Genomic DNA, 17,080 nt, shown 5'->3' on the forward strand with positions numbered 1-17,080 from the left:
GTCGGCCAAAGCTCCTGTGCTCTTTTTAGTATACCATTCTTCCCCACGATTCGCAATCAGCATTCTTTTTTCTGATGGTTCAGGATGTCCTCGTAGGCAGCAGCGGATTCGGGGTCCAGCGGCTTGCCCTGCGAGAGGACGAAATCGTTGGTCTGCCGGAGGGCCGCCAGCATAGCAGCGTCGAGGTCCTTCAGCTCCAGCTTCCGCAGCTTGCCCACGCCGGGCCAGTCCCGCTCCTTGCTGGTCATGTCGGCCAGATAGACCACCTTATCCAGCTTGGACATCCCCGCCTTGCCCGCCGTGTGGCAGGCGATGGCGGAGAGGATGGCTTCGTCCTCCACGCCCCACTGGGTGCGGGCGAGGATGGCGGCACAGATGCCGTGCCAGACCGGGGTGGGCCGGGCCTCTCCGCCCTCGGCGTACTGGGGATACTGGCGCATCAGCGCACGCATCTCGTCTTTGGAGATCTCTTTCGCAGCGTCATGGAGCAGCGCAGCCAGCGCGGCCCTGTTCTCATCCACGCCGTGGCGCTTGGCCAGCTTGACGGCCATCTTTTTCACATTCAGGGTATGCTCGTAGCGCTTGTCACTCAACCGGCTGCGCACAAGCTCTTTTGCCTGTTTCTGGTTCATTTGTGACTTCTTCTCCTTTGGTGTAAAGCCCCTCGCGCCGGATGACCCGGCGCACCGAGGCCGGAAGCTCTTTTTCGCATTCCTCTCCGGCCGCGAGCCGGGCGCGGAGGGCGCTGGACGCCATGGGCAGAGCTTCCACCGGCGCGAACAGGATGCGGCTCCCGCTTTCGTCCAGCTGGCGGGCCTTTGCGTGGAGCGCCGGGTCGTCGCCGACGTTCCGGCTCGTGACCACCAGACGGGCCAGCTTCAGGATGTCCTCCCAGCGGCACCACCCGTCGAAGCTGAGCAGCATATCGCTGCCGATGGCCAGATACAGCTCATCGCCGGGGTTCTCCCGGGCCAGCTTTTCCAGCGTGAGTACGCTGTAATTTTTCCTGCCCAGCGCGGCCTGCTCCACTTCCCAGCCGCTGACTTCGAGGCCGAAGCCCAGCTCCCGGGCCAGCGCGGCAAAGCACCCGCACATTTCCACCCGGAGCGGGCCGGAGGCGGTCGTACCCTGCTTGAAGGGCGAGACGCCCGCCGGCATGACCACCACGCGGTCGGGCCTTACCCGGGCGGCGGCGGCGCGGAGGTTGTTCATATGGCCGTAGTGAGGGGGGTCGAAGGAGCCGCCGTAAAGCAGGACCCGCATTACTTCAGCAGGTCGGCGTAGGCGCTGTCCTTCTTTTTCTGGAGGTAGAGCACGAACTTGGAGCCGATGACCTGCACACAGTCGGCGCCGGTGGCCTCCGCCAGCTTGACGGAAGCCTCACGGGCGTTGTACATGCTGCTCTCCAGCACCTTCAGCTTGATGAGTTCGCGGGCCTCGAGGCAGTCCTTGACGCCCTGGATCATGGTCTCGTCGATCTCGCCCTTACCCACGATGAATACGGGGTCCATGGTGTTTGCCTTGCCGCGCAGGATCGCGCGCTGTTTGCTCGTCAGCATAATTGTAGTTTCTCCTTTGTGATTCGTTTTATTTTAATATTCAGTATTGGTTGCAAAAAAGGAACATCCGTCGCGCAGCGACTTCAAATCGGAGAAACGAGAAAAAAGCGTTTAGCGAAGCGGCTAGCTTTTTTCCGTTTCGACTACTCCTTTGGGGTCTGAAAGGGGCGAGCAGCCCCTTTCTCGTGGATCCAGCGCGTCGAAATCGCTGGCGGTTTTCTGGTTCTCTTTTGGCGGCAAAAGAGAACATCACTCCGCTTTCTTCAAAAACTCCGGCAGCTGCTTCTCCATCTGGGCCAGCGCATTGCCGCGGTGGCTGATGGCGTCCTTTTCGTCGGGGGTGAGCTGGGCGTAGCTGCGGCCCTCTGTGTTGGGGCGCTTGCCGGTCCTGCCCACGCCGCACTCGGCCGGGATGAACAGCGGGTCGTAGCCGAAGCCGTAGTCCCCGGCCAGCCGCTCGAAGGCCACCCTGCCCGGGCACTCGCCCCGGCAGGTGAGATGCTGGCCGGTGGGCAGGATGAAGCAGACCGCTGCCACGAACTTCGCGCCGCGCTGCTCCGCCGGGACGTCCTTCATCTCCTCGAGAAGCTTGTCGTTGTTGGCCTCGTCGTCGCCGTGATGGCCGCAGTAGCGGGCGCTGTAGACGCCGGGCGCACCGCCCAGCGCGTCCACGCAGAGGCCGGAGTCGTCGGCGATGGTGGGCAGGCCGCTGGCCTTGCAGATGGTCTCGGCCTTGATGAGGGCATTCTCCTCAAAGGTGGTGCCGGTCTCGTCCGGCTCGATGGTGATGCCAAGCTCCTTCTGGCTGACCACCTCGTGGCCCTGTGCCTCGAGGATGCGCCGCAGCTCGCGGAGCTTTCCGGCGTTGCCGGTAGCTGCACAAATTCTCATCGGGTTGCTCCCTTTCTATGTCTGTTGCCCCCTGCCCTCGGCAGCAGGGCACTACTGTCTCCGGGGCATTGAGCCTTGCTCGTCCAGCGTCGGCCTGCCCGGCACGCCAGTGGTGCTTCGCACCCGGGTTGCGGCACCCAGCGTCTGCTTCACTGTCGCTCGCATCCTGCTGGCCGCTGCCCCAACAACTCCTCCCTGTTTCCGCCACTGGCGGCGGTCGTCGTCGTTGCCCCTCTTGGGGAGAGGTGTCACCGCAGGTGACGGAGAGGGCTCAATGCTTCCATCCCGTGCGGGGAATCAGCTCTTCCACAAAGCCCTCCGGGGTGAAGGGAATGAGGTCGTCGATGCCCTCGCCCACGCCGATGAACCGCACCGGCAGGCCGAGGCGCTGCTTGACGGCCACCACGCAGCCGCCCTTCGCCGTGCCGTCGAGCTTGGTGAGGATGATGCCGGTGGCGTCGGCGGCCTTGCAGAATTCCTTGGCCTGACTGATGGCGTTCTGGCCCGTGATGGCGTCCAGCACCAGCAGCGTCTCGAGACTGGCCTCGGGCGCGGCCTTCTTGACGCTCCGGCTGATCTTGGACAGCTCATTCATCAGGTTCGACTTGTTGTGCAGACGGCCTGCGGTGTCGGCGATGACCATGTCATAGCCCCGGGCGGCGGCGGACTTCACGGTGTCGAAGATGACAGCGGCAGGGTCCGCACCCTCGCCTGCCTTGACGATGGGCACTCCGGCCCGACCGGCCCAGATCTCCAGCTGCTCGCTGGCGGCGGCGCGGAAGGTGTCGCCTGCGGCCAGCATGACCTTTTTGCCCTGACGGGTGTAGTAGTCGGCCAGCTTGGCGATGCTGGTGGTCTTGCCCACGCCGTTGACGCCGATGACGAGGATGACGGCGGGGTGGCCGTCCAGCGCCATCTCGGCCTCCGGGCGCATCTCGTCGGCGATGAGGCCGCGCAGAGCGTCGGCCGCCTGTTCGCCGGTCTTGAGGCCCTTTTCCTGCACCCGGTCGCGGAGCGCATCCACCAGCTTGATGGCCACATCGCCGCCCACGTCGGCGAGGATGAGCTGCTCTTCCAGCTCATCGTAAAGGTCGTCGTCGATCTTGCTGCCGGTGAGGGTGTTCATGATGCTGCCCCAAAAGCCCGTGCGGGTCTTTTCGAGGCCATCCTTCATTTTGTCCTTTTCTTTTTTGCCAAATCCAAAGAGTCCCATTGGTTCTCTCCTTAATATGTTTTGTTGCCCTCTCCGTCTGCTTCGCAGCCACCTCTCCCAGAGGGAGAGGCTCTGGCGTGCCGGTCAGGCTCACGCGGGACGAGAGAAGTTTTTTGTATCGGAAACAGTAGTGCCCTGTTGTCAAGGTCAACGGATGCTAACCTCTGTAGCAAGGCCCGGCATTTTATGCCCAATCAGACTTTCAGCGGCCAGCTCAAAGTTTCCCGGTCTGACAATGGCTCCCCCTCTGGGGGAGCTGGCGCGGAGCGCCTGAGAGGGCTACTTTTATTATACCTACGAAACCATCTCCGCGTCAACCTGTTCAAGGTCGAGCTTGAGCAGCTTGGAGACGCCGTCCTCCTGCATGGTGACGCCGTAGAGGACATTGGCGGCCTCCATCGTGCCGCGGCGGTGGGTGATGACGATGAACTGGGTCTTGTCGCTCACCCGGCGGAGATACTGGGCAAAGCGGACGACGTTGGCGTCGTCCAGCGCGGCTTCGATCTCATCGAGGATGCAGAAGGGCGCAGGGTTGACGGCAAGGATGGCGAAGTAGATGCTGATGGCCACCAGCGCCTGTTCGCCGCCGGACAGCGCCTCCAGATTCTTGATGACCTTGCCCGGCGGGGCCACCCGGATGCCGATGCCGCAGGCGAGCACATCGCTCTCGTCCTCGAGGACGAGGCTGGCCTCGCCGCCGCCGAACAGCTCCGTGAAGACCCGCCCGAAGTTCTCGTTGATGGCTCGGAAGCTGTCGGTGAAGATGTCCCTCATCTGGTTCGACAGGCCGTTTATCATCCGGGTCAGCTCGTTTTTGCTGCCCTCAACGTCCTCCACCTGTGCCCGGAGGGCATCGTAGCGGGCTTTGACCTCCTGATACTCCTCGATAGCGCTGACGTTGACGCTGCCCAGTGCGCGGATCTTTCCGCGCAGGTCGGCCACCTGTGCCCGGAGGGCGTTGATGTTCTCGAACTCCACACAGAGCGCCTCGGCCTGCGAGAGGGTCAGCTGGTACTCGTCCCAGAGCTTTGCGGCCATCTGGTCGTATTCGCTCTCGGCGGCGGCCTTCCGCTCGGCCAGACGGGCCATCTCCCGGCCCATCTCTTCCCGCTCGTCGGAGGCGGCACGGCCCTTGGCCAGCGCCTCGGTCTCGCTCTTCTGACAGAGCAGCCGCTTCTCGGTGGCGGCACGGATCTCCGCCTCCTTCTCGGCAATGAGTCCGGTGCTGTCCACCTTGGCCCGCCGGATGGCTTCGATCTCCTCCTGACAAGCCCCGCTGCGGGCAGCAAGGGCGGTGAGGCTCTCTTCCAGCGCAGCGCGGCGGCTCTCGGCGTCCTTGGCCTGCTTTTCCAGCGCCTCGATCTGGCTGCGGGCCAGCTCGGCGTCCTTCTGGCGGGCCAGCTGCTCCATCCGCTTGGCACTCAGCCGCTCGGCGAGGCTCCGCTGCCGGGCAAGGAAGGCGTCGTCGCCCTCGGCGATGCGTTCCAGCTCTGCCGTGCGGGCGTCGATGTCGGCGGCGAAGGCCGCTTCCTGCTTCTCTGCCTCGTCGGCCCGGGCGCGGGCGGCTTCCAGCTGGGCCTTCCACCGCTCCATCTCGTCCTGACGGCCTGCAAGAGCAGCTTCCGACTGCGTCACAGCCGCCTCAAGCCGTTTCTGCTCGGCCTCGGCGCGGACACGGTCATTGGCGGCAGTGATGATCTCGCTCTCGGCGGCGGTCAGCTCTGCGGCCAGCGCATCGGTCTGCGTCTTCAGCTCGTCGGTGCGCTCCTGTGCCGCGAGGCAGTCCTTCTGGAGCTTGGCGGCCTTGACCCGCAGCTCTTCCATCTCCTGCCTGCGGGTGAACAGGCCCGCCGACCGCTGGACGCTGCCGCCGGTGAAGCTGCCGCCTGCGTTGATGACCTGACCATCCAGCGTCACCACCTTGTTGTGGTAGCCCAGCTCCCGGGCCACCCGGGAGGCTTCGTTGATGTCGTCCACCACCACGATGCGGCCCAGCAGGTTCGACACGATGTTGGCGTAGCGGGGGTCTGCCTTCACGAGGGTGGAGGCCAGCCGGGCCGAACCGGAGAGGTTTCCCCGGAAAAAGCCGGGCTGGACGGTATCCAGCGGCAGAAAGGTGGCACGGCCCGCATTCTCGCTGCGGAGGAGGGCGATGCCAGCCTTGGCGGCGGCTTCGTTCTCCACCACAATGTTCTGCAAAGCGCCGCCCAGCGCCGTCTCGATGGCCACTTCCCGGCCCGGCTCGACGCTGAGGATGGACGACACCGGCCCGATGATGCCCCGCAGGCGGCGGGCCGAGGCGGCGCGCATAACGGTCTTGACCGAGTTCTGGTAGCCGTCCATGTTCTTTTCCAGCTCTTTCAGCACGCCGAGGCGCTGGCGGGCGGCATCCAGCTCCCGGCCCAGCTTCTGCTCAGCGGCATCGGCCTCGCTGAGGGCGGCTTTCCGGCCCTTGAGTTTGAGGCTGAGGCCCGCCCTGACGTTGGCCAGCTGCTTTTCGTTCTCGTCCAGCAGCTTCCGGTACTGGATGGTATCGGCGAGGTCCTGCTTTGCTTCATCCCGCTGGGCCTCGAGGGCCTCAGCGTTCTCGGCGAGGGTGGGCAGCTGCTGCTGCGCCGCCTCAGCGGCGGCCTCGGCAGCGGCTTTCGCCACCTGTGCCTCAGTGCGCTTGGCAGTCAGGTCGGCCACCTCTGCCCGCAGGGTGTCCCGGCGGGCACCGCTGGCGTTGTTCTCACTGGTCAGCCGCAGAAGCTCTGCATCCAGCTCGGCCAGCTCTGCGGCCAGTTTCTCCCCTGCTGCCGCCATCGACCGGGCCACGGCGCGGTGGCGTTCCAGCGCGGCGGCGGCCTCGGTGCTGTCCTGCTCCCCGGCGGCGATGTCCGCCTGTAAAGCAGCAGCGCTCTCCTCGTTGCGGACGATGTCGTTTTCCAGCACGGCGATACGGCTGTCGCTGCCGTTCAGTTCTTCGGTGATGCTGCGAATATCCCCATTCAGGCGCTCGACGGCGATGGTCAGCTGCTGTGCCTGCATACGGATCTTCTCAGCCTCGGCTTCGGCGGCCTTGGCCTCCCGGTCGAACCGCTCATAGTCGGCCTGCGCGGTCTCATAGTCCCGCACCTGACGGCGGACGGCCTCCCGGGCGCGGTGGACGCCGTCGGTCCAGAGGGTAACTTCCAGCGTCTTGCGCCGGGCGCTCAGCTCGAGGAAGCGCTGGGCCTTTTCGCTCTCTTTTTCCAGCGGGCCGACCCGGGCCTCCAGCTCGCCGAGGATGTCCCGCAGACGCTCGAGGTTCTCGGCCGCTGCGGCCAGACGGCGCTCGGCCTCGTTCCTGCGGTAGCGGTACTTGGCGATGCCGCAGGCCTCCTCGAAGATCTCGCGGCGCTCGCTGCTCTTTGCGGCGACGATCTCCGCGATGCGGCCCTGCCCGATGACGGAGTAGCCATCCCGGCCGATGCCGGTATCCAGCAGCAGCTCGTAGATGTCTTTGAGGCGGCAGACCTGACCGTTGATGGTGTATTCGCTCTCGCCGGAGCGGTAGTATTTGCGGCCGATGACGGCCTCATCAGCGTCGATGTCCAGCGTGTGGGCGCTGTTGTCCAGTGTCAGACGCACCATGGCAAAGCCCATGGCCCCCCGGCGGCGGGTACCGCCAAAGATGACGTCCTCCATCTTGCCGGCAGCGCGAAGCTGGCGGGAGCTGGTCTCGCCCAGCACCCACCGCACCGCGTCCGACAGGTTCGACTTGCCCGAGCCGTTGGGGCCGACGACGCCGGTGACGCCCTCGTCGAACCGTATCCGGACCTTGTCCGGAAAGCTCTTGAAGCCTTGGATCTCCAGTTCCTTGAACACCATTTTACTTTTCCTTAATGACGCCCAGCAGCTTCAGGGCCTCCCGGGCAGCGTGCTGCTCTGCCATTTTCTTACTGCGGCCCTCGCCCCGGGCGATGCAGTCCGAGTTGAACCGGACCGCCACCACGAAGTGCTTGTCATGGTCGGGGCCGGTCTCCTGCTCCACCACATAGCTCAGTTTCTCTTCGGGGTTCTGCTGGACGATCTCCTGCAGACGGGTCTTGTAGTCAGCCTCGGCGTGCTTGCCCTCGGTGATGAAGGGCAGGATGAAGCCCTTGGCCACCTCCATGCCGCCGTCAAGATAGAGGGCAGCAATGACAGCCTCGAAGGCGTCCGACACGACGCTGGGGCGGGTGCGTCCGCCGCAGCGCTCCTCGCCGCGGCCCAGACGCAGGTAGTCGCCCAGATGGATCTCCTGCGCAAACTGGAACAGCGCCCCCTCACTGACGAGGCTGGCACGAATGCGGGTCAGGTCGCCCTCGGGACGGTCAGCGTAGGCGTGGAAGAGGTAGTCTGCCGAAACGATCTGAAGCACGCTGTCGCCCAGAAATTCCAGACGCTCATTGTGCTTGACCGGCGGGCGGGTCTCGTTGGCGTAGCTGGTGTGGGTGAGCGCCGTTTCCAGCAGCTCCGGGTGCTTGAACTTGTAGCCAATGATAGTTTCCAACGGATGGCTCATGTCTTTTTAACTCCCTTGATTTCCTTATTCCTTCGCAGTATTCAGCTCATCCAGCGCAGTCTGCATGGTGCCGCACAGGTCGTTTTCCACGCAGATCTTTGCCTGCCGGATGGCGTTCTTGATGCCCTTGGCCTTAGAGGAGCCGTGGGCCTTGATGACCGGCTGCTTTGCGCCGAGGAAGGGTGCGCCGCCGTACTCCTCGCTGTCCATCTGATGCTTGAGTCCGGACACGCTGTTCTTCAGCAGCAGGAAAGCCAGCTTTCCGCCCAGATTTTTCAGGAACATCTCCTTCAGCATCCCCAGCAGCATCTTGGCCACGCCCTCGGTGAGCTTGAGGATGACGTTGCCGGTAAAGCCGTCGCAGACGACGACGTCCACGTCGCCGTTCGGCACGTCCCGCGGCTCGATGTTGCCCACGAAGCGGATGCCCGGGGTGGTCTTGAGGAGCTGGTGGGCCTCCTTGAGCATGGGCGTGCCCTTGCTCTCCTCCGCGCCGTTGTTGGCCAGCGCCACGCTGGGGGAGGTGCGGCCCTCCACCTTGTTCACATAGCAGCTGCCCATGACGGCGAAGGCAGCCAGCATCTCGGGGCGGCACTCCACATTCGCGCCGCAGTCCAGCAGCAGGTAGGCCTTATTATTGGCAGGCACCATGGTGGCCAGCGCCGGGCGCTTGATGCCCCGCAGGGTGCGGACGATAAGGCTCGCGCCCACATGGAGCGCGCCGGTGCTGCCGGCCGAGACGAATGCGTCGCCCCTGCCCTCCTTCAGCAGGTTCAGGCCCACGACGATGGAGGAGTCCTTCTTGGTGCGGATGGCCCTGGCCGGCTCGTCGCACATCTCGATGACCTCGGTGCAGTTGACCAGCTCGATGCCGTCCAGCGGGATGTTGTTGTCCGCAGCAGTCTTGCGGACAAGGGCCTCATCGCCCACGCCGATGAGCTGGACGCCATACTCCTTGACAGCTGCGGCTGCGCCCTCCAGCACAGCCAGCGGGGCGTTGTCGCCGCCCATCATATCCACGATGATCTTCATAGGTTTCATCCTTTCTGTCAGCGTCCTTGCCCTCTCCGTCATTGCTTCGCAATGCCACCTCTCCCAAAGGGAGAGGCTTTTGGCTCCCCTTTTAAGGGGAGCTGGCGCGAAGCGCCTGAGAGGTCCTTCCGGGCCAGCGCTCTATGGGAGCGCTCCTGAGAGGGCAAGCCCGCTGCCTGTTCAGAAATTGTTCGCATCCAGCCACTGCTGGAAGCTGGCCACGGCGCGTTCGGCCACGGCCATGTAACGCAGGCGCTTGTCCCGCGGGCGGGTCTCGGCGGGCAGCGGGGGCAGGATGCCCATGTTCGCGCCCATCGGCTGGAAATGCTTGTTCTCGGTGGTGAGGTACTGGATGAGCGCGCCGCACATGGTATCGATGGGCGGGGCGGGCAGCTCTTTCCCCTCCAGACGGGCGTAGAGGCTGCGGGCCGCCAGCAGGCCGCAGGCCGCGCTCTCCATATAACCCTCAAAGCCGGTGATCTGGCCCGCGAAGAAGACATTGGGGTGCTCCTTGAGGTACAAGCCGGTGCTCAGCACCCGGGGCGCGTCGAGGAAGGTGTTGCGGTGCATAACGCCGTACCGGACGAACTCGGCGTTCTCGAGGCCGGGGATCATACTGAACACCCGCTTCTGCTCCCCCCATTTCAGGTTGGTCTGGAAACCCACGATATTATACAGCGTCCGCTCCTTATTTTCAGCCCGGAGCTGGACGTTGGCCCACGGGCGGTGGCCCGTGCGGGGGTCGATGAGGCCCACCGGGCGCAGCGGGCCGAACCGCATGGTGTCCGCGCCCCGCGCCGCCATGATCTCGATGGGCATACAGCCCTCATAGACCGTGACGGTGTCGGCCTTCTTGCCGTGGGCGTCGGGGTCGGGCTGTGCGCCCTGCTCTGCCCCTGCATCAAAATCGTGGAGGGGAGCGCGCTCGGCAGAGGCCAGCGCGGCGTGGAAGGCCTCGTACTCGGCCTTATTGAAGGGGCAGTTGAGGTAGTCGGCCTCGCCCCGGTCGTACCGGGAGGCGGCAAAGACCTTCTCGTAGTCGAGGCTCTCCGCCGTCACGATGGGAGCCACGGCGTCATAGAAGTGGAGGCGCTCATCTCCGGTGAGGCGTCCGATCTCGTCCGCCAGCGCGCCGTCGGTCAGCGGGCCGGTGGCCACGAGGACGGGGGCGCTCTCATCAATGTGCTCCACCCGCTCGCGGTGGACGGTGATGCCCGGGCATTCCTCCACCATCCGGGTGACTTCGGCGCTGAAGGTGTCGCGGTCTACCGCCAGCGCACCGCCTGCGGCCACGCGGGCCGTCTCGGCGGCATTCAGGAGCTGGCTGCCCATCCGGCGCATCTCCTCCTTCAGCAGGCCGGAGGCGGAGTCCAGCCGCTCGGCCTTGAGGCTGTTGGAGCAGATCAGCTCCGCGAAACCCTCGCTCTTGTGGGCCGGGGAGAAGTGTGCGGGCTTCTGCTCGTAAAGCTCCACCTGCACACCCCGGCCCGCCAGCCAGAGGGCCGCTTCGCAGCCCGCCAGACCGGCGCCTAATACGGTAACTTTATAGTTGCTCATTGTTATCATCTTATCCTTTAGCGGGCTTGCCCTCTCAGGCGCTTCACGCCAGCTCCCCCAAAGGGGGAGCCAAAAGCCTCTCCCTTTGGGAGAGGTGGCAGCGCGTCAGCGCTGACGGAGAGGGCAAGCCCGTTTATCTCTTAATCGCCTTTTTTCGGCACCGGCATCTCGAAGCCGCAGCCCTCTTTTGCGCAGTAGAGCTTGGAGCCTTTGCGGAAGAGGGTGGAGCCGCACTTCTCACACTTGGTGGGTACCGGCATATCCCAGGTCATGAAGTCGCAGTCGGGGTAGCGCTCGCAGCCGTAGTAGATGCGGCCCTTGGCGCTCTTGCGCTCCAGCATACGGCCCTTGCCGCACTTGGGGCAGATGCCGCCGGTATCCTTCACGAGGCGCTTGGTGCCCCGGCACTCGGGGAAGCCGCTGCAGGCAAGGAACTTGCCGAACTTGCCCACCTTGATGACCATGGGGCGTCCGCAGAGGTCGCAGACCTCGCTGGACGGTTCATCGGGCACCTTGACCTTCTTGCCCTCCATGTTCTTCTCGGCCTGCTCGAGGCTGGCGGCGAAGCCCTTGTAGAAGTCGTCCACCGTCTTGTGCCAGTCGGCCTTGCCGCTCTCCACCTTATCAAGGTTCTTTTCCATCTCCGCGGAGAAGTCCACGTCCACGATGTGGGGGAACTGCTCCAGCATCAGGCCGTCCACGGCACGGCCCAGCAGGGTGGGCTTGAGCTTCTTCTGCTCCCGCTCCACATAGCCGCGGTCGATGATGGTGGTGATGATGGGGGCGTAGGTGGAGGGGCGGCCGATGCCGTTCTCTTCCAGCGCCTTGATGAGGGTGGCTTCGGTATAGCGGGCGGGGGGCTGGGTGAACTTCTGCTCGCTCTTCAGCTCCCGCAGCTTGAGCACCTGACCCTCCTCGAGAGGGGGCAGGCTGGTCTCCTTCTTCTCCTTCTCGTCGGTGGCCTCCTCGTAGAGAACGGTAAAGCCATCGAAGGTGACGGTGTAGCCGCTGGCCTTGAAGCGGTAGCCCCCGGCGGTGACGGTGACGGAGACGGTGTCCTGCTGGCAGTCGGCCATCTGGCTGGCCATGAAGCGGCTCCAGATCATCCGGTAGAGCTTGGCGGTGTCGCCGCTGATGCTCTTGTCCACTTCATCAGGGGTCAGGCCCGGCACAGAGGGGCGGATGGCCTCATGGGCGTCCTGCGCTGCCGTAGCGCTCTTGGTCTTCCAAGTGCGCTTGTAGGGGCAGATGTAGCTCTCGCCGTAGGCCCCGGCGATATACTCCTTGGCGGCGGCGACGGCCTCATCCGAGATGCGGAGGCTGTCGGTACGCATATAGGTGATGAGTCCCATGGTGCCGTGGCCCGCGATGTCCACGCCTTCGTAGAGGGTCTGGGCAGCCCGCATGGTGCGGGTGGCCGTGAAGCCCAGCCGGCGGGAGGCCTCCTGCTGCAGCGTACTGGTAATGAAGGCCGGGGTGGGCTGCTTTGCGCGCTTGCCCTTCTTCAGCTCGGTCACGGTGTACTCGGCCCCCTCGAGGCCCTGCTCGATGGCGCGGGCCTCAGCCTCAGTGCGGGGCAGGAGCTTTTTGCCCTTGGCGTCGGAGGCCAGCCGGGCGGTGAAACTCTTGTGGCCCACGCCCAGCGTGGCGTCCACGTTCCAGTATTCCTCGGGCTTGAAGGCCTCGATCTCCTTCTCGCGGTCATCGATAAGGCGGACGGCTACGCTCTGGACACGGCCCGCCGACAGGCCCCGGCGCACCTTCCGCCAGAGGAAGGGGCTGAGCTTGTAGCCCACGAGACGGTCCAGCACACGGCGGGCCTGCTGGGCGTTGAAGAGGTCTTCGTCGATGGCGCGGGGGTGGGCCATGCCCTCCTTGACGCCCTTCTTGGTGATCTCATCGAAGGTCACGCGGTTGGGGGCGTGGGGGTCAAGGCCGAGGATGTTGGCCAGATGCCAGCTGATGGCTTCGCCTTCGCGGTCCGGGTCGGTCGCAAGGATCACGCCGTCGGCGTGTTTGGCCTTGCTCTTCAGCTCCTTGATGAGCTTTTCCTTGCCCTTGATGCTGATGTACTGCGGCGTATAGTCATGCTCGACATCGATGCCCAGCTGGGAGGCGGGCAAGTCGCGGATATGGCCCATGCTGGCCGTAACCTCATAGTCATTGCCCAGATATTTGCCGATGGTCTTCGCCTTGGCAGGCGACTCCACGATCACGAGTTTTGCCATTACACTTTACTCCTATATATAGATCCTCATCAGCCGCTGCCGCGCGGGCAGAGGCGAAGCCCGGCCTTGGCGGACTGAGAGGTTTGCTCTCTTTAAATTGCGCGTCCTCAGCGCAGAATATACCGTTTGCCCGGCAGGCAGGTCACCCTGCCGGAAAGCTCGAGCCTCATCAGGACGCCCAGCAGTGCCGCCGTGGGCAGGCCGCTCCTGACGCCCAGCTCCTCGATGCCCTGCGTTCTGCCGCTCATGCAGGAGAGCACGAGCCGTTCGTTCTCGCTCAGAGGCTGGGGCGCAGCCTTGGGCGGCGGGGCCGGCCTTGCAGCGCTCAGCCCCAGTGTACCAAATAAATCCTCTGCTGTACAGACCGCTTTTGCGCGGCCATCCCGCAGAAGGGCGTTCGTCCCCGCCGAGGCGGGCGAAAAGATGCTTCCCGGCAGCGCGAACACCGGCTTGCCGTACCGCTCCGCGTGGGCCACGGTGGACATGGTGCCGCTCTTTTCCTTGGCTTCCAGCACCACCAGCGCCCCCGAGAGGGCCGCGATGAGGCGGTTGCGCTGCAAAAAGCCCACCGTCCCCACAGCGTCGCTCTCGGGCGGGTACTCGCTGATGACGCAGCCCTTCTGCTCGATGGCCCGGCGCAGCTCCCGGTTGGCGGCGGGATAGGTGCGGTCGATGGGGACGCCCATCACCGCGATGGTGGGGCAGTTCTCCCCCACCGCCGCCCGGTGTCCGGCACTGTCCAGCCCGTCGGCCAGACCGCTCACGATGATGGCCCCCGCCCGGGCGAGGCCCTTCCCGATGTCGGCAGCGGCCCGCAGGCCGTATTCGGTGGGCCTTCTCGTCCCCACCATTCCCACGGCGGCAGGCTCGTTGAGCCAGCGGGGGTCGCCGGTGCAGTAGAGCACCAGCGGCATATCCGGGATGCGGGAGAAGGCCAGCGGGTAGTCGGGGTCGTCATAGGTCAGGATGCGGATGCGGCGGGCCGCACACCGCCGCGCAAAAGCGCTGTAGTGCACCGGCGTGTTGTCGGGCAGACAGGCCCGCTGGGCGGCGGCAGGGCCGACAGCGGCGGCGAAGGCATCGGTGTCCCGGGCCTCCCATGCCTCCTGCGCTCCGCCGAAAGCGTCCAGCACGGCTCCGGCCCGCAGGCTGCCCGCCCCCAGCGTCCCCGCCAGCCAGAGCCAGCACAGGAGCGGGTCGGGGGCAGGCTCGGGCGGGAAAAGGCTCAGCTGCCCCTCCCCGGCCCGGTTCACAGGCTCTCCTCCCGGAAGTGCCACAGCAGGATGCTGCCCGCAATGCCTGCATTCAGGCTCTCGACCCGGTCGGTCATGGGGATGCGCACCGTGCCGGTGCAGGCGGCGATGGTCTCATCCGTCAGGCCCTGCCCCTCGCTGCCGATGACGACGCAGACGCCGTCCGGGCAGCTGGACGCCGCCGCGCTCAGGGGCTGGGACTGGTAGAGGGCAGCGGCGAGACAGGTAATGCCCAGTGCCCGCAGCCGGGCGATGGTCTCGGGCATCTTTCCGGCCTCGATGACCGGGATGCGCACCGCCGCCCCCATGGAGGCCCGGAGGGTCTTGGGGGCGAAAACGCTGGCACAGCCGTCGCTGAGCAGCACGCCGTCGAAGCCGAAAGCCGCCGCCGAGCGCAGCAGGGTGCCCACATTGCCGGGGTCCTGCACCCGCTCGAGGGCGAGGTAGCGTCCGCCCCTCTTCACCTCTTCCAAGGTATGCACCGGCGTGCGGAAAACACCGAACACCCCCTGATGGGTGCCCACATCGGCCAGCTTGTCGGCCACATGGTTCTCCACCAGATAGTGCTCCCCCGGCAGGCCGGAAAGCTCCGGGCATTTTTCCAGCGCTGCCTCAGTGCAGAAGAGAGTCTCCAGCTCTGCGCCCCGGCAAAGCTCGGGGCAGAGCTTCCGCCCCTCGGCCAGAAAGCGGCCCTCGGCGCGGCGGAACGCCCCGCTGGACGCCAGACGGCAGGCGTATTTGACTTTTGCGTTTTCCCGGCTGGTGATCTTCTCCATCCGTCTTTCCTCCTACTGCCAAAACATACAAAAAGGACGCCCGCGTATCAGTACGCGCGGGCGTCTTTTTTAAGGTCTATTAGGCGTTCTTCACGGTCTCGACCAGAGCTGCAAAGCTCTTGGGATCGTTGATAGCCATCTCGCTGAGCATCTTGCGGTTCAGCTCGATGCCAGCCTTCTTCAGGCCAGCCATGAAGCTGGAGTAGTTCATGCCCAGAGGACGGACAGCGTTGTTGATGCGGCAGATCCACAGGTTGCGGAACTGACGCTTCTTCATGCGGCGGCCAGCCAGAGCGTAGTTGCCGCTCTTCATGACCTGCTGCTTAGCCATCTTAAAGTGCTTGCTCTTGCAGCCGTAGAAGCCCTTGGCCAGCTTCAGCATCTTCTTGCGACGTTTGTGAGTCATGGTTGCGCCCTTAATACGTGCCATTTTTTATATCTCCTTTAGTATCTCAGTAGAATGTGTTCGCTTGCGGCTCGCTCTTAGGCGTAGGGCAGCATGCTCTTGATGGTAGCTGCGTTGGTCTTGTCAACGTAGCTGGGCTGACGATAGCCACGGGTCAGCTTGGTGGTCTTCTTGGTCAGGATGTGGCTGCGGAATGCATGACCGCGCTTGATCTTGCCGTTCTTGGTCAGCTTAAAGCGCTTCTTAGCGCCGGAGTGCGTCTTCAGTTTCATCTTAGCCATTTTAGTATCCTCCTAAAATTAGTCCTTATTGGGTTTCGGGATCAGCAGAATGGACATCGTGCGGCCCTCGAGGACCGGCGGCTTATCCATGCTTGCCTGAGGCAGGGCCTCGGCGAAGCGCTTCAGCACGTCGGCGCCCAGAGCGCTGTGCGCCATCTCACGGCCGCGGAAACGGATCGAAGCCTTTACCTTGTGGCCAGCGGCCAGAAACTTGGCCGTCTGGTTCAGCTTGGTGTTGAAGTCGTTGGTGTCAATGTTGAGCGAGAGGCGGGTCTCTTTGACTTCGACCACCTTCTGGTTCTTCTTGGCTTCCTTCTCCTTCTTCTGCTGTTCAAAGCGGTACTTGCCGTAATCCAGCACCTTGCACACAGGCGGGACAGCCTGCGGGGCGATCTTGACCAGATCAAGGCCGGCGTCCTCAGCAGCGCGCATGGCCACCTGAATGCTGACCACGCCCTTCTGCTCGCCGTCAGCACCGATCAGGCGAACCTCACGGTCACGGATCTGACCGTTGATCTCCAGTTCCTTCGACTTTCCAGCGGTAGCGATAATGAATGCACCTCCAAACAATAGTCCATAGTGTTGCGTTTTTGGCATAGAAAACGCGGCCGCCCCAGTTTCGGGACAGCCGCGCGAAATTCACTCAAAAGCGCGATTCGTTCTTTAAGACGAACCGGTTCGGGGTATAGCCCGGGAGCCCAGACTCCACAAGGCGAGCGCGGCACAGGCCGTAGCTGCTTTCTTTACTCGGGTATTCTACCACACCCCGAAAAGGCTGTCAAGCATTTTTATGCGATTTTTCAGAAAAAGATGCCCGGACAACGGAATGGGGGAGCGGCATTTCTGCCGTTCCCCCGTTGATTGCATCTGGCGGGTGTGCCCGTTCCCGCATTTCTTTTGACCCAGTGGGTGTGTAGCAGCACGCTCTCTACTTCAAATGCACTCTTATCCTATGCTGATTATACCACGATTATTCCCGGCTGTAAAGCAGCCGATTCTTCTCCATCAGCTTTTTCAGGTTGCGCTCCCGGATGCGGTAAAAGGTCATGACAGAGTTCTTGCGGTCTGGCCGGTCTGTTTCCATCACCAGCCTTACGACGACATTCAGATTCGTCTCCGGGAGACGCTTTATTGCAAAGACTGTTCCGATATGCTTTTCATCCACCAGCAGAATATCCGGCTTCAGGACGGTTTCCTTACCATATAGAGCGAACAGCTCCACATCCTCCGGATGGCGTTCCCGGATGTGTTCCATCCTCTCCTCTGTGACCACGACCTCCTTCGTCCGCAGCTCGCCGAAGTATCCCTGCAGGAGCGACGATTCGATTTCACCTAAAAGCAATGTTCCCATAGTTC

16 protein-coding genes are annotated in these 17,080 nt (G+C 63.9%); all 16 read right to left on the reverse strand.

Annotated features, from left to right (window positions below; translation table 11 throughout):
- Positions 1-56: 56 nt before the first annotated feature.
- The 16 genes from yqeK to LKD23_RS00615 all read right to left on the reverse strand — a co-directional run bounded on the left by yqeK (position 57) and on the right by LKD23_RS00615 (position 17,075).
- Complete coding sequence (yqeK, locus tag LKD23_RS00540) at positions 57-632, reverse strand: bis(5'-nucleosyl)-tetraphosphatase (symmetrical) YqeK (protein WP_227619855.1); 576 nt, start codon at positions 630-632, stop codon at positions 57-59.
- Positions 586-1,263 (reverse strand): nicotinate (nicotinamide) nucleotide adenylyltransferase, encoded by a 678-nt coding sequence (nadD, locus tag LKD23_RS00545; RefSeq protein ID WP_227619856.1) that lies wholly within the window; start codon positions 1,261-1,263, stop codon positions 586-588. The genes yqeK and nadD overlap by 47 nt, the downstream gene beginning before the upstream one ends.
- Complete coding sequence (locus LKD23_RS00550; protein ID WP_227619857.1) at positions 1,263-1,559, reverse strand: YhbY family RNA-binding protein; 297 nt, start codon at positions 1,557-1,559, stop codon at positions 1,263-1,265. The genes nadD and LKD23_RS00550 overlap by 1 nt, the downstream gene beginning before the upstream one ends.
- Positions 1,560-1,808: 249 nt before the next feature.
- Positions 1,809-2,450, reverse strand: coding sequence for an RdgB/HAM1 family non-canonical purine NTP pyrophosphatase (gene rdgB / locus LKD23_RS00555; RefSeq protein ID WP_227619858.1), 642 nt, complete (start codon positions 2,448-2,450; stop codon positions 1,809-1,811).
- Between the two features lie 271 nt (positions 2,451-2,721).
- The gene (gene ftsY, locus LKD23_RS00560) at positions 2,722-3,663 is read right to left on the reverse strand and encodes a signal recognition particle-docking protein FtsY (RefSeq protein WP_227619859.1); all 942 of its coding nucleotides are present in this window, start codon (positions 3,661-3,663) and stop codon (positions 2,722-2,724) included.
- Between the two features lie 294 nt (positions 3,664-3,957).
- Positions 3,958-7,515: a chromosome segregation protein SMC gene (gene smc, locus LKD23_RS00565; protein ID WP_227619860.1), complete on the reverse strand. Its 3,558-nt coding sequence runs from the start codon at positions 7,513-7,515 to the stop codon at positions 3,958-3,960.
- Between the two features lies 1 nt (position 7,516).
- The gene (gene rnc / locus LKD23_RS00570; protein ID WP_227619861.1) at positions 7,517-8,191 is read right to left on the reverse strand and encodes a ribonuclease III; all 675 of its coding nucleotides are present in this window, start codon (positions 8,189-8,191) and stop codon (positions 7,517-7,519) included.
- Positions 8,192-8,215: 24 nt separating this feature from the next.
- Entirely contained in the window at positions 8,216-9,223 is a 1,008-nt protein-coding gene (gene plsX, locus LKD23_RS00575; RefSeq protein WP_227619862.1) for a phosphate acyltransferase PlsX, read from the reverse strand.
- Between the two features lie 180 nt (positions 9,224-9,403).
- Positions 9,404-10,780 (reverse strand): methylenetetrahydrofolate--tRNA-(uracil(54)-C(5))-methyltransferase (FADH(2)-oxidizing) TrmFO, encoded by a 1,377-nt coding sequence (gene trmFO, locus LKD23_RS00580; RefSeq protein ID WP_227619863.1) that lies wholly within the window; start codon positions 10,778-10,780, stop codon positions 9,404-9,406.
- Positions 10,781-10,920: 140 nt separating this feature from the next.
- On the reverse strand, positions 10,921-13,008 hold the full coding sequence (gene topA / locus LKD23_RS00585; protein WP_227619864.1) for a type I DNA topoisomerase: 2,088 nt from the start codon (positions 13,006-13,008) through the stop codon (positions 10,921-10,923).
- Positions 13,009-13,115: 107 nt separating this feature from the next.
- The gene (dprA, locus tag LKD23_RS00590; RefSeq protein WP_227619865.1) at positions 13,116-14,261 is read right to left on the reverse strand and encodes a DNA-processing protein DprA; all 1,146 of its coding nucleotides are present in this window, start codon (positions 14,259-14,261) and stop codon (positions 13,116-13,118) included.
- Positions 14,258-15,037, reverse strand: coding sequence for a TrmH family RNA methyltransferase (locus LKD23_RS00595; RefSeq protein WP_227619866.1), 780 nt, complete (start codon positions 15,035-15,037; stop codon positions 14,258-14,260). The genes dprA and LKD23_RS00595 overlap by 4 nt, the downstream gene beginning before the upstream one ends.
- A gap of 79 nt (positions 15,038-15,116) precedes the next feature.
- Positions 15,117-15,467 (reverse strand): 50S ribosomal protein L20, encoded by a 351-nt coding sequence (rplT, locus tag LKD23_RS00600; protein ID WP_015563667.1) that lies wholly within the window; start codon positions 15,465-15,467, stop codon positions 15,117-15,119.
- Between the two features lie 53 nt (positions 15,468-15,520).
- Positions 15,521-15,724 (reverse strand): 50S ribosomal protein L35, encoded by a 204-nt coding sequence (gene rpmI / locus LKD23_RS00605; RefSeq protein ID WP_005928215.1) that lies wholly within the window; start codon positions 15,722-15,724, stop codon positions 15,521-15,523.
- An 18-nt stretch (positions 15,725-15,742) separates the two neighbouring features.
- Positions 15,743-16,294 (reverse strand): translation initiation factor IF-3, encoded by a 552-nt coding sequence (infC, locus tag LKD23_RS00610; protein WP_149793865.1) that lies wholly within the window; start codon positions 16,292-16,294, stop codon positions 15,743-15,745.
- Positions 16,295-16,694: 400 nt separating this feature from the next.
- Positions 16,695-17,075 carry a PBECR2 nuclease fold domain-containing protein gene (locus LKD23_RS00615; protein ID WP_227619867.1) on the reverse strand — a complete coding sequence of 127 codons (381 nt, stop codon included), beginning with the start codon at positions 17,073-17,075 and terminating at the stop codon, positions 16,695-16,697.
- Between the last annotated feature and the right edge of the window lie 5 nt (positions 17,076-17,080).

Origin of the sequence: Faecalibacterium butyricigenerans (assembly GCF_020687345.1) — a bacterium.
Taxonomy (GTDB): Bacteria; Bacillota; Clostridia; order Oscillospirales; family Ruminococcaceae; genus Faecalibacterium; species Faecalibacterium butyricigenerans.

Coding starts and splice junctions, on each gene's coding strand:
- rdgB (WP_227619858.1), bottom strand. CDS start 2,450: ATGAGAATTTGTGCAGCTACCGGCAACGCCGGAAAGCTCCGCGAGCTG.
- rpmI (WP_005928215.1), bottom strand. CDS start 15,724: ATGGCTAAGATGAAACTGAAGACGCACTCCGGCGCTAAGAAGCGCTTT.
- rnc (WP_227619861.1), bottom strand. CDS start 8,191: ATGAGCCATCCGTTGGAAACTATCATTGGCTACAAGTTCAAGCACCCG.
- LKD23_RS00550 (WP_227619857.1), bottom strand. CDS start 1,559: ATGCTGACGAGCAAACAGCGCGCGATCCTGCGCGGCAAGGCAAACACC.
- trmFO (WP_227619863.1), bottom strand. CDS start 10,780: ATGAGCAACTATAAAGTTACCGTATTAGGCGCCGGTCTGGCGGGCTGC.
- topA (WP_227619864.1), bottom strand. CDS start 13,008: ATGGCAAAACTCGTGATCGTGGAGTCGCCTGCCAAGGCGAAGACCATC.
- LKD23_RS00615 (WP_227619867.1), bottom strand. CDS start 17,075: ATGGGAACATTGCTTTTAGGTGAAATCGAATCGTCGCTCCTGCAGGGA.
- rplT (WP_015563667.1), bottom strand. CDS start 15,467: ATGGCACGTATTAAGGGCGCAACCATGACTCACAAACGTCGCAAGAAG.
- ftsY (WP_227619859.1), bottom strand. CDS start 3,663: ATGGGACTCTTTGGATTTGGCAAAAAAGAAAAGGACAAAATGAAGGAT.
- plsX (WP_227619862.1), bottom strand. CDS start 9,223: ATGAAGATCATCGTGGATATGATGGGCGGCGACAACGCCCCGCTGGCT.
- LKD23_RS00595 (WP_227619866.1), bottom strand. CDS start 15,037: ATGGAGAAGATCACCAGCCGGGAAAACGCAAAAGTCAAATACGCCTGC.
- yqeK (WP_227619855.1), bottom strand. CDS start 632: ATGAACCAGAAACAGGCAAAAGAGCTTGTGCGCAGCCGGTTGAGTGAC.
- smc (WP_227619860.1), bottom strand. CDS start 7,515: ATGGTGTTCAAGGAACTGGAGATCCAAGGCTTCAAGAGCTTTCCGGAC.
- nadD (WP_227619856.1), bottom strand. CDS start 1,263: ATGCGGGTCCTGCTTTACGGCGGCTCCTTCGACCCCCCTCACTACGGC.